Source organism: Neobacillus bataviensis LMG 21833 (assembly GCF_000307875.1).
GTDB lineage: Bacteria > Bacillota > Bacilli > Bacillales > Cytobacillaceae > Neobacillus > Neobacillus bataviensis.
Genome location: NZ_AJLS01000115.1, coordinates 173,588 through 185,527, shown reverse-complemented (window position 1 = coordinate 185,527; position 11,940 = coordinate 173,588). Strand labels below are relative to the sequence as shown.

14 protein-coding genes are annotated in these 11,940 nt (G+C 46.5%); all 14 read left to right on the top strand.

The features are described 5' to 3' along the window. On the top strand, positions 1-292 hold a 292-nt coding region (locus tag BABA_RS28130), incomplete at its 5' end, for a hypothetical protein (protein WP_235749706.1). Further along, complete coding sequence (spoIIR, locus tag BABA_RS15595; RefSeq protein ID WP_235749704.1) at positions 213-1,094, top strand: stage II sporulation protein R; 882 nt, start codon at positions 213-215, stop codon at positions 1,092-1,094. The genes BABA_RS28130 and spoIIR, both read left to right, overlap by 80 nt. Positions 1,095-1,222: 128 nt before the next feature. Continuing rightward, positions 1,223-1,669, top strand: coding sequence for a GNAT family N-acetyltransferase (locus BABA_RS15590; RefSeq protein WP_007086170.1), 447 nt, complete (start codon positions 1,223-1,225; stop codon positions 1,667-1,669). 185 nt (positions 1,670-1,854) lie between these two features. Continuing rightward, positions 1,855-2,898 (top strand): L-threonylcarbamoyladenylate synthase, encoded by a 1,044-nt coding sequence (locus BABA_RS15585; RefSeq protein WP_007086169.1) that lies wholly within the window; start codon positions 1,855-1,857, stop codon positions 2,896-2,898. 162 nt (positions 2,899-3,060) lie between these two features. Then, positions 3,061-3,618 (top strand): manganese efflux pump MntP, encoded by a 558-nt coding sequence (locus BABA_RS15580; RefSeq protein ID WP_007086168.1) that lies wholly within the window; start codon positions 3,061-3,063, stop codon positions 3,616-3,618. 264 nt (positions 3,619-3,882) lie between these two features. Next, positions 3,883-4,323, top strand: a complete 441-nt coding sequence (locus BABA_RS15575; RefSeq protein ID WP_040346526.1) for a low molecular weight protein arginine phosphatase — start codon at positions 3,883-3,885, stop codon at positions 4,321-4,323. A 126-nt stretch (positions 4,324-4,449) separates the two neighbouring features. Further along, positions 4,450-4,896, top strand: a complete 447-nt coding sequence (gene rpiB, locus BABA_RS15570) for a ribose 5-phosphate isomerase B (protein WP_007086166.1) — start codon at positions 4,450-4,452, stop codon at positions 4,894-4,896. Between the two features lie 30 nt (positions 4,897-4,926). Next, entirely contained in the window at positions 4,927-5,493 is a 567-nt protein-coding gene (locus BABA_RS15565; protein WP_007086165.1) for a TIGR01440 family protein, read from the top strand. Positions 5,494-5,633: 140 nt separating this feature from the next. Then, complete coding sequence (glyA, locus tag BABA_RS15560; protein WP_007086164.1) at positions 5,634-6,875, top strand: serine hydroxymethyltransferase; 1,242 nt, start codon at positions 5,634-5,636, stop codon at positions 6,873-6,875. Between the two features lie 133 nt (positions 6,876-7,008). After that, a complete protein-coding gene (gene upp / locus BABA_RS15555) occupies positions 7,009-7,638 on the top strand; it encodes a uracil phosphoribosyltransferase (RefSeq protein WP_007086163.1) in 630 nt (209 codons plus the stop codon). Positions 7,639-7,881: 243 nt separating this feature from the next. Then, on the top strand, positions 7,882-10,119 hold the full coding sequence (locus BABA_RS15545; protein WP_007086161.1) for a S8 family serine peptidase: 2,238 nt from the start codon (positions 7,882-7,884) through the stop codon (positions 10,117-10,119). 407 nt (positions 10,120-10,526) lie between these two features. Continuing rightward, the gene (locus BABA_RS15540) at positions 10,527-10,901 is read left to right on the top strand and encodes an ATP synthase subunit I (RefSeq protein WP_007086160.1); all 375 of its coding nucleotides are present in this window, start codon (positions 10,527-10,529) and stop codon (positions 10,899-10,901) included. Between the two features lie 22 nt (positions 10,902-10,923). Further along, positions 10,924-11,634 carry a F0F1 ATP synthase subunit A gene (gene atpB, locus BABA_RS15535; protein WP_007086159.1) on the top strand — a complete coding sequence of 237 codons (711 nt, stop codon included), beginning with the start codon at positions 10,924-10,926 and terminating at the stop codon, positions 11,632-11,634. A gap of 66 nt (positions 11,635-11,700) precedes the next feature. Continuing rightward, positions 11,701-11,913: a F0F1 ATP synthase subunit C gene (gene atpE / locus BABA_RS15530; protein WP_007086158.1), complete on the top strand. Its 213-nt coding sequence runs from the start codon at positions 11,701-11,703 to the stop codon at positions 11,911-11,913. The last annotated feature ends 27 nt before the right edge of the window (positions 11,914-11,940 follow it).

Here is an 11,940-nt window from a genome sequence, read left to right as displayed (position 1 = left end):
TCCTTTATCTCAGTTGGAGCGCTCCAGGCCATACGCCGCTGACCAGGGCGCTTCCGCTTTTCTTATAAAAATATTAAATTTTACTAGTTTAGGATTCTGGCATTTTGTCCACAATGTAGATAGCGAAGGGACGGTGCTAGAGCATGAGAAGCAAATTGGCAGTTTGGGGTTATTTAGTGGTTTTATCATTGGGAACAATGCTGAGTTTATATATGCCAAAGACGGAAGCGGCGGCGAAGGAGTCGATCGTGATTCCGGGGGAAGCGATTCGCCTCAGGATTCTCGCAAATAGTGATTTTGAACAGGATCAAGCGATTAAACGCAAGGTGCGCGATGCGGTGAATGCGCAAATAACGCTTTGGGTGCAGGATTTAACCTCGATGCAGGAAGCGAAGAAAATTATGACCTCGAGGCTGCCGGAAATTCAGGCTATTGCGGAAAAAGTAGTGCGTGAACAAGGTTCGGATCAATCGGTGAAGGTTGAGTTCGGGAAGGTGCAGTTTCCAACGAAATTATATGGTCAGTTTTTATATCCGGCAGGCGAATATCAAGCAATTTTAATTACATTGGGAAGCGGAGAAGGCGCCAACTGGTGGTGCGTGCTTTATCCGCCATTATGTTTTCTTGATTTTTCAAATGGGGTTGCGGTGAGTGAGGGATTTGAAGGGGAAAAGCAGGTAGCGAAGGCGGAAACGGCGAGTGGGAAGGACGCTGTAGCGGAGCAGAAGGCATCGGTTAATCCAGAGGAACCAGTGAAGGAATCGGTGAAGGAACCAGTGAAGGAAGTAGTGAAAGAAGCGGTAGAGCCAAAGAAAGAGAAAACGGCACCGGTAAAAGAAACAGTTAAGCCGATGAAAAATGATCCGTTGAAAGAGAATTCGGCATTGACGGATGTGGACGAGGCAAAGGTAGAGATGAAGGATAGTAAAAATATTCCGGTCTTAGAAGATGTTGCAGAACCAAAGAAAGATGTCGAAGTGAAAAAGCCGAAGAAGCATACAAAGAAGACTGCTCCTGTGTATACGGCTGAAGATGAAGAGCCGGTGAAGGTAAAGTTTTTCGTGGTAGAGATGTGGGATAAAGTGTTTAAGTAACAACCAGTTCCTTTTGCGGGGCTGGTTTTTCTTTTTGAAAAAGTTTTACTAGATTCCTGAATCCGCCTGTTCTATTTTTCCTAGTTTTTCATAGTAATAGAGTAGAATCTTAAAATGGGGTGGATGGGATGCAGGCATTGATTCGCAAGGCGAACAAACAGGATTTGGCTGGTTTACGGGAGTTTCTATCACGGGCAAACCTTGGGACGGATGGACTAAATGACGAAACGGTTGACTATTTTCTGGTGCTAGAGAATGAAGACGGTGCATTAAGGGGATCGCTTGGCATGGAGGCGTTTGCGGAAAATGGACTCTTGCGCTCACTGGTGGTCTCTCCTGGACAAGCTGATAAGGAAATCTTCCTATTGTTTGACCAAATGGTGCAATTGGCAAAAGATAGAGGGATGAAATCTTTGTTTTTGGCAACTAATAAAAACGCAGCCATGCCGTTTTTTGAATTGATGGGGTTTCAAAGGATTGGCCGAGGGGAATTACCTGTTGAATTTTATGGCTCAGAGCATATTAGACACGTTTTAAATGTGGATAACTCGTTATTTTTAAAATTCTCTCTCTAGTTGTGGGTATATCCACGAAGTTATCCACTTTTCCGTTGAACTTATGCACAATTTGTGGATAACACTTGTTTTTATCCCCACCTTCTTTTATACTTTCAAACGTACTCAGTGAAAAAGTTTAGGTCTTTCAGTCTAAATTCGCCAAATTTCGATAAAAGATTCATTGAGGATAAAGGTGGATAACTATGAACACAAAAGTGTGGAAAGTGGATAAGTATGTGGATAATCTTGAAAATAATCCACAAGTTGTGGATGCAGCGGATCTTTTACGAAGAAATGAAGTGGTTGCCTTGCCAACAGAGACGGTTTACGGTCTTGGCGGCAATGCCGAAAGTGACGAAGCGGTAGCGAAAATTTATGAGGCAAAGGGACGTCCTGGGGATAATCCGTTAATTATTCACATTGCGGAGCGGGAGCAGCTTACTAGATTTGTTGCTGAAGTTCCTGTGATGGCCGAAACATTAATGGACGCGTTTTGGCCGGGCCCGTTGACGATTATTTTTAAAATGAAGGAAGGCGTTCTGTCGGAAAAGGCAACGGCGGGACTCGAAACAGTAGCGGTACGTATGCCGGATCATCCAGTGGCGCTGTCGCTGTTGAAAACCTGTGGATTGCCGATTGCGGCGCCGAGTGCCAACAGCTCGGGCAAACCAAGCCCCACGACAGCTGAGCATGTATTGGAGGATTTAAATGGGAAGATTGCCGGTGTGGTTGACGGCGGTGCGACAGGAGTTGGCGTGGAATCCACTGTTGTGGATTGCACGGCGGCGATTCCGGTCATCTTAAGACCCGGAGGCGTGACAAAGGAGCAGCTCGAGGCTGTGGTCGGAGAGGTGCATGTGGATGCAGCGTTAACGGACGAAACAGCCCGGCCGAAAGCTCCGGGAATGAAATATCGCCATTACGCGCCGAATGCCCCGCTATTTATGGTGTCAGGGAGTGCGGCGTTTCTCCAAGGTTTAATAGAAGAAAAGCGTGCGGAAGGGCTCAGGGTTGGGGTGCTGACGACGGAAGAAAATGTGTCTAAGTATGAGGCTGATCTTGTGCTGGGGTGCGGTCGTCGTGCGGAGCTTGAGACGGTTGCCGCCGCACTTTATGACACGCTGCGCAGATTTAATCAGGAAAACGTCGATGTAATCTTCAGCGAGATGTTCCCGAGCACCGGCGTCGGATCCGCTATCATGAACCGCCTGCAAAAAGCAGCGGGAAATAAACTCATAATCGAATAAGAATGATGGTGCCTGACACCCTTTATCAGCTATCTACTATAGATAAATGATTAACGGTGACAGGCACCATTTTTGGCACCATTTTTACTTCGCCAGTGTGACTTCTAAATCGGGTTGGACGTGCATATGCTTAGCTTAGTTAGTCCAAGGGGGCGTAGAGGGATGTCTGAAATGGTTGGCGAAGTGGTTACACTTGTAATAATGGCATTTGCGCTGGGGATGGATGCCTTCTCGGTCGGGCTTGGCATGGGGATGTACGAGCTTCGGCTGAAGAAAATTTTCAATATCGGCATTACGATCGGCCTATTTCACGTGTGGATGCCGCTCGTAGGCTTAATAGCAGGCAAATTTTTATCAGAAAAGTTTGGGGTCTTTGCCACGGTTATCGGCGGTTTGCTCCTGATCGTACTCGGCGCGCAAATGATTTGGTCCACGATGAAAAAGGGTGAAGAAAAGGTGATTTCGCCAGTTGGCTTCGGCCTATTATTATTCGCCTTGAGCGTAAGTCTTGATAGTTTTTCCGTGGGACTGACGTTAGGGATATACGGAGCAAAAACCATAATGGTTATTTTATGTTTTGGTATAGTGGCTACCGTGCAAACATGGGCTGGGCTCCTGCTCGGAAGAAAGGTACAAGGCTGGCTTGGGAGGTATAGTGAGGCTCTTGGCGGCGCGATTTTACTGGCATTTGGAATAAAGCTGCTCGCGCTATTATGGTAAAAGGCAACCGAAATCTGGCAACTCATGTCTCCGTCTCCCATGCGATTTGGGCTTTCTTTCGCGGCGATGCCTTACCGGGATCTCCGAATAGGTCCGCTGATCATGAATTATGATAGAATGGAAATAAAGCGGAATGGTTTGCGGTGGGAGTTTGAAACAGTCCCAGATTCCCTGGCGGATGATGGGGAGAAAATACATAGGCAACGGATTAACCATGTTCAGAACTAACTATCTGGCATAATAAAACGAAAGGGGGCTAACATATTGCAGCGCATTTTGTTTGTATGCACGGGAAATACATGTAGGAGTCCAATGGCTGAAGCAATTTTGAAAAATAAACACCTCAATGGAGTCGAGGTAAAGTCGGCAGGGATCTATGCCGCAAGCGGAAGTGAGGCATCGCCACATGCGAAAAGTGTGCTTGACGACAACAAGATTCCGCACAATCATCGCTCCAGATTGTTAACGGGTGCCGAAGTGGAATGGGCTGACCTCATTTTAACGATGACGGGCTCCCACAAGTTTGCGATTCTGCAGCAATTCCCGGACGCTGGCGCTAAGGTGTTTACCTTAAAGGAATACAGCGGCGAACCATTTAATCACGATGTTGTCGATCCATACGGGGGAATTCTGGGAATGTATGAGACCACCTTTCGTGAATTAAATGAATTAATTAATAAGGCGATTGAAAAACTAAAACCGTAGTTGAAATGGATGCTCTCTTTATAAGGGGAGCTATTTTTTTTGCTTTGACGTTTCACTTTATCTTTTTTTCGCAGTGTGTCAAAATGAAAGCAGATTTATGGAAAAAAGAACAGGAGGTTTTTTTACATGAAAGTGGCCTTAGCATCAGACCATGGCGGGATTCATATTCGTAAGGAAATAGCCAATTTATTGGATGAATTAAAGATTGATTATGTTGATTTCGGCTGTGAGTGCGAGACATCAGTTGATTATCCGGATTATGCGTTGCCTGTGGCTGAAAAGATAGCGAGCGGTGAGTTTGATCGCGGTATTTTGATTTGCGGAACGGGAATCGGCATGAGCATTGCTGCCAATAAAGTAAAAGGCATCCGCTGTGCCCTTGTGCACGATACATTTAGCGCTAAAGCAACGCGTGCCCATAACGATTCGAACATGCTGGCAATGGGCGAGCGTGTCATTGGCCCGGGATTGGCTCGAGATATTGCGGAAATTTGGCTGACAGGGGAATTTGAAGGCGGCCGCCATGCAGGTCGTGTGGGGAAAATTTCGGAATACGAAAATAAGCAACTCTGAAATCTGTTATCTGAAAGAAGGGCAAAGCTTATGATTCAAGATATGGAAAAGGAACTCGAGGCAATTTTATCGGAATTCAAAGAGGCAGCCGCATTTAAGCCTGGACAACTGTTAGTCGTTGGCTGCAGCACAAGTGAAGTCGTGGGCGAACGAATCGGAACGTCCGGCACACTTGAAGTAGCGGAGATGATTTTTCGGCAGATGAAAAGGCTCCAGGGGGAGACCGGCATCGATTTGGCCTTCCAATGCTGCGAACATTTAAACCGGGCATTGGTCGTCGAACGCTCCGTTGCCGTAGGACGCGGTTTCGATGAAGTATCCGTCGTTCCTGTTCGGAAAGCAGGCGGGGCCATGGCCACACATGCATTTGCGAATATGGATGATGCCGTTGTGGTGGAATTCGTAAAGGCTGACGCCGGGATCGACATCGGCCACACGTTAATCGGTATGCACCTAAAACACGTCGCAGTACCCGTGCGTGTCAAACAAAAAACCGTCGGACAAGCCTACGTCACCTTGGCAAAAGTCCGCCCCAAACTAATCGGCGGCTCCAGAGCCGTTTACGAAAAAGAACCCGATAATCTAAGCTGCACATAGGGTAAAAGGTGTCAGGCACCATATGCAGCATTTCTCCCATCGTTAGGTTATTAAGGGTGTCAGGCACCAAAAAACGTGGTATGATATAGAGGGAATTTTCTAATTGTTTGTGATTTTCTTACATATGAGGGGGAATTATGATGAAGCATTTGTCTCAAGCGGACGAGCAGGTTTTTCAAGCGATACAGAAGGAATTAGGCCGTCAGCGCTCGAAGATCGAGTTGATTGCCTCAGAAAACTTTGTCAGTGAAGCAGTCATGGAAGCGCAGGGGTCTGTGTTAACGAATAAGTATGCGGAAGGCTATCCTGGACGTCGCTACTACGGTGGCTGTGAATATGTCGATGTAGTTGAAGACCTCGCTCGCGACCGTGCGAAGGAAATCTTTGGTGCGGAATATGTGAACGTGCAGCCGCATTCCGGGGCACAAGCCAATATGGCGGTATACTTCACGATCCTTGAACAAGGTGATACGGTTCTTGGGATGAACCTCTCCCACGGCGGCCACCTCACACACGGCAGCCCAGTTAACTTTAGTGGTATTCAATATAACTTCGTTGAATATGGTGTCGATGAAACGACGCACCGTATCAATTATGAGGACGTTCGTGAGAAAGCGCAAACACATAAGCCGAAGCTAATCGTTGCCGGTGCCAGTGCTTACCCGCGTGAAATTGACTTTGCTAAATTCCGTGAGATCGCGGATGAAGTGGGTGCCTACTTAATGGTCGATATGGCCCACATCGCTGGACTCGTGGCCGCAGGCCTGCATCAAAACCCTGTGCCATACGCTGATTTTGTCACAACCACTACGCATAAAACCTTACGAGGTCCGCGCGGCGGGATGATCCTTTGCAAAGAGGAATTTGGCAAGAAAATAGATAAATCCATTTTCCCTGGCATTCAAGGCGGCCCGCTTATGCACGTGATTGCAGCGAAAGCCGTTGCCTTCGGTGAAGCATTGCAGCCGAGCTTTAAAGAATATGCCGGTCACATTATCGACAACGCCAAGCGCTTAGCCGAAAGTCTGCAAAAAGAAGGCCTAAAGCTTGTTTCCGGCGGGACAGACAACCACTTATTGCTTGTTGATGTAACGGCACTTGGGCTTACTGGAAAAGTGGCTGAGAAAGTACTTGATGAAGTCGGCATTACAGTTAATAAAAATACAATCCCATACGAAACACTAAGCCCGTTCGTAACTAGCGGTATCCGTATCGGTACAGCAGCTGTTACAAGCCGCGGTTTTGGTTTAGAAGAAATGGACGAGATCGCCGCTATTATCGCCTTCACTTTGAAAAATCATGAAGACGTAGCGAAACTTGAAGAGGCGCGTGAACGCGTTGAATCATTAACAAACAAATTTACCCTTTATCCAGAATATTAAATTCTGACAAATCGACCTCCTAATAAATGGAGGTCGATTTTTTTTGAAAAAGTACTATTTGGTTTGCTCAACGGGCTTTTTTTCTGTAAAATGAGACGAATGCATGATAATTTTTAAAAAAGGGGCGATTATTGTGGCAAAGGTATACGTCTTCGACCATCCACTTATCCAACACAAGCTGACCTACATACGTGATATAAATACAGGGACGAAGGAGTTCCGCGAGCTCGTCGACGAAGTGGCAACATTGATGGCGTTTGAAATCACAAGGGATATGCCGCTTGAAGATATCGAGATTGAAACACCAGTATGCAAGACAAAATCCAAGGTTTTGTCAGGGAAAAAGATCGGTTTGGTACCGATTTTACGGGCCGGAATCGGCATGGTTGATGGAGTGTTGAAGCTAATGCCCGCGGCGAAGGTAGGCCATGTCGGCTTATACCGTGACCCGGAAACCTTAAAGCCGGTGGAATACTATGTGAAGCTGCCAACTGATGTGGAAGAGCGCGATTTCATCGTCGTCGATCCAATGCTGGCAACAGGAGGTTCCGCGATTGATGCGATCCATGCCTTGAAAAAGCGCGGTGCGAAACATATCAAATTTATGTGTTTGATTGCCGCTCCGGAAGGTGTGGAAGCAGTGAAAGCCGAACATCCAGACGTCGATATTTACATCGCCGCTATGGATGAAAAACTCAATGATCACGGCTACATCGTGCCGGGTCTTGGCGATGCCGGTGACCGGTTGTTTGGAACGAAGTAAGTGGTTGGAAAAAGTCGAGCGGGCGCCGCTCGACTTTTTTATATTGATGTGGAGAGCTTACAACTTAAATTTGGGTACATACTACACATTTTTGGGAACTTACTACCTAAATCGCAGCGCTTATGACATCATTTTCGGAATTTACGACATTTGCTGGAAATCATATGGGAAATTCCTGCCCCCCAAAAATTGCATACTTTCCCCTCCCAAAGAAAACGCTATGAAAAAAGGGGAAATCATCTTATGAAATTGCTGCTTGCGATCCTTCTCTCGTTTCAAACTTCCAAAACACTCATCCATCCGCCCATTCCTAAACCAACTCAGGACACCATCGCGATTGTTCTTCTGGAACAGCCTCAATCCGAGCAGGAGATTAAACAGCTGCTCAGCCAATATAAACATGTGAAACTGCGCCGTGTTTTTCGTGAGGCGATAGATGGATTTTCAATTGAAGGCAGTACCGCAGCTCTTGCCAAGCTTGCTGAGCAAAGGAATATCCTCAACGTTTCCCCTGTCAACCAGTATCAAGCCGAAACCGAAGAAAGTGTCAAAATTATTGGCGGCGATGTGGTGCGCAGTATTTTTGATCAAAAAAATGAACGGCTCACAGGGAAAGGTGTAACAGTGGGCGTCATCGATACAGGAGTGGATTATACCCACCCTGACCTAAAACGAAATTATGCCGGCGGCCACGACCTTGTCGACAATGACCGCGACCCGATGGAAACGCTCGCGCAAGGAAAAGCAACCATCCACGGCACCCATGTGGCCGGGATTATTGCGGCAAATGGAAAAATAAAAGGCGTTGCCCCGGAGGCGAAAATTGTTGCCTACCGTGCACTCGGGCCTGGGGGCGGCGGGACAACGGAACAGGTGATTGCGGCGATTGAGCAGGCGATCAAAGATAAGGTCGATATCGTGAATCTCTCGCTCGGGAATGATATCAACGGGCCGGATCTGCCCATCAGCCTCGCCTTAAACCGTGCCGTTGATAGAGGCATTGTTGCGGTCGCAGCATCGGGAAATTCCGGGCCGAATATTTGGAGTGTCGGCTCACCGGGAACGGCCTCGAAGGCCATTTCAGTCGGTGCCTCGACCCCAACGATGGAGATCCCTTCATTATTAATAGAAGGAAGGCATGAAAAAGTCCGCCTTCAGCCGATGGAGGGGTCTGGTCAATGGGCCTTGGATCGTTCATTAGAGGTGGTGGACGGGGGGCTTGGCAGGAAAAGTGAACTAAAGCATGTGCAAGGGAAAATCGCCTTAATTAAAAGAGGTACCTTAACCTTCACTGAAAAAGCAAACAACGCCCTTGAAGCGGGGGCTAAAGCGGTTCTGATTTACAATAATATGAGCGGGAACTTCATGGGGAATCTCGATACTCAGCTGACCCTCCCGGTTGGTTCCCTCGCGAAGAGTGACGGAGGCATTTTTCAAAAAGAATTAAAAAAGCGAAGTGTGACGGTGCGAGTCTTGGTGAAGGAAGAGCGGGATCGGCTGGCGGATTTTAGTTCGAGGGGACCGGTGACGGGGACGTGGGAAATCAAGCCAGATATTGTGGCGCCGGGGGTGGCAATTAATTCGACGATTCCGGGAGGCTATTTGAGTCTGCAGGGGACGAGCATGGCGGCACCGCATGTGGCGGGGGCATGTGCATTAATCAAGCAGGCGCACCCGGATTGGTCGCCGGCGCAAATTAAGGCGTCATTGATGAATACGGCGAAACCGCTGATGAAGCAGGGAGAATCGGCGAACAAGCTCGCGGCGGCGGCAAAAACGAACGGGAATGCTCCTTATTACCGCACCTATGAACAGGGGGCCGGAAGAATTCAGGTGGATGAGGCAATCAAGGCAGCATCGCTCGTAACCCCGAGCAGTATCCGCTTTGGGAAGTTTGCCGGGGAGAACGATAATCATCAAGCGCGTTTGCATGTTGAAAATACAAGTAAAAAAGTGCAGCGCTACGCTTTTGAGATTCCGAAAGAGACGGAGGGGCTGACGTGGCGGTTCCCGCTATCGTTTACCTTGGCGCCGGGGCAGTCTAAGGAGGTCACGGTGGAATTAATGGTGGATTCAAGCGTGTTTAAAGGGAAGATCCATGATGGCTTTTTACGATTGCAGGCGGGGGCAGCGACGATTCAGATTCCGTATTTGTATGTGCTGGAGGAGCCGGGATACCCAAGGGTGATGGGTTTTGGTTTTGCGGAAGGGGACAGGCCTGGGGAGTATCGCTATGAGGTGTATCTGCCTGGGGGAGCGGAGGAGTTTGGGATTGCGTTGTTTAATCCGGGGGATTATCGCTTTGTCGGATTTTTAGATACGGTAACAAATGTAAAAAAGGGACAAATTCTTAGAAACCTAACCGCTGAAGAGCTGCCGGCTGCAGGAACCTATTTAGTAAAGATTTTTGCCAAAAAGGCGGGGAAGGAGGATTTTATCGAAAGGATGATTGTCATTGAAAAAAAGCGGGGTGTGGAGTGACATTCGCCCCAACCTTGCCCCATTTTTGTCAATCATGTAGCAAAGTTCACAAAATGGACACAAAATAGACCAAAAACGTTCGAAATTTACAATACAATAATAGTGTATACAAAAAATTCAAAATGGAAGAAATTACGGGGAATTGTTTGTGGATTAATTCACGTAAATTCATTGACATTGACAAGTGCCTATTGTATGCTAACAAAGGGTGTGGATGATAGGGTTTTCATTATTTTCAAATAGAATTTTTCAGCAAAATAATGTGTCTATCTATTTCCAAGATGCCTTAAGTCCGTAGTAAAGTACGAAAGTAATTTTCTTAATAATCGGATTGTTCCATGGGCTTACGGCAGGTGTTTATTCCATGTTACACTCTCAGTCATTTCTTTTCAGGAGATTAGCCAACCATGCCGGAACTTCAATTTAAGTTTTCAAGACAACGAAGATGGATGTTTTCATTATTATCTATTTATGTACTCGGCTGGGGGTTCACGTCTTATCAAACTATCTTTCTGGGATTGGTTTTTGGGACGAGTTTGAGCCTCTTTAATTTGTGGTTAATGGTACGGAAAATGAAGCAGTTTGATGAGTCGGTTTCACAAGGGAGAAAGGTACGTTCACTCGGATCTTTTTCGAGGTTTGCAACTGCGGCTTTGGCTGTCGTCGTTTCGATGCGGTACCCGGAGCAGCTGAACCTCATTAGTGTTGTAATAGGGTTAATGACATCCTATATTGTCATTATGATAGATTTTTTTATGCACTCTTTGCAAATACATAAATAGCGGGGAAGCGAGGTGAATATTGTTGGAACACAGTGCTCATATAGTAAAATTTATGGGGCTCTATTATAACATGGGAAACGTTTTAATGATTACCGTTGCCTCTGTTATTGTCTTTTTAATCGCAGTCCTGTCCACCAGAAGGCTCGCAATGAAGCCAACAGGCGTGCAGAACTTTATGGAATGGGTTATGGATTTCGTTAAAAATATCATTAATAGTACAATGGATTGGAAAGATGGCGGACGATTCCATGTTCTTGGGATTACCATGATCATGTATGTTTTTGTATCCAATATGGTGGGATTGCCATTTTCAGTCGTCATCAACGGAGAACTTTGGTGGAAATCGCCAACTGCTGATCCGGCTGTTACATTAACACTTGCCGTATTGGTCGTAGGGTTATCTCATTTTTACGGTGTAAAAATGCGAGGAATGTCTGCTTACGGGAAGGAATTCTTTAAACCATTTTGGTTTATGTTCCCAATTAAAATAATTGAAGAGTTTGCTAACACGCTTACTCTTGGTCTGCGTCTTTACGGGAATATTTATGCGGGTGAAATTCTGTTAGGATTACTCGCGGGTGGACTAGCAACCGGTGTGGGCGGTACAATAGCCGCAATCCTACCGACGCTTGCATGGCAGGGCTTCTCAGTCTTTGTCGGTGCTATCCAGGCATTTATCTTTACCATGTTAACAATGGTGTACTTGTCTCACAAAGTGAGCAGCGACCATTAATATAACCGTTCATTCTATGGACAAAAAAATAAAACTTTTTATACATTTTAAGGAGGAAAATTACAAATGGGTCTTTTAGCAGCAGCAATTGCAATCGGTTTAGCGGCACTAGGTGCTGGTATCGGTAACGGTCTTATCGTATCACGTACAGTTGAGGGGATTGCTCGTCAACCAGAAGCTCGCGGTATGCTTCAAACAACAATGTTCATCGGGGTTGCGTTAGTTGAGGCGATTCCTATCATCGCGGTTGTTATCGCGTTCATGGTTCAAGGTAAATAATTTGAAGTGTAACCAATAGACGGTCAA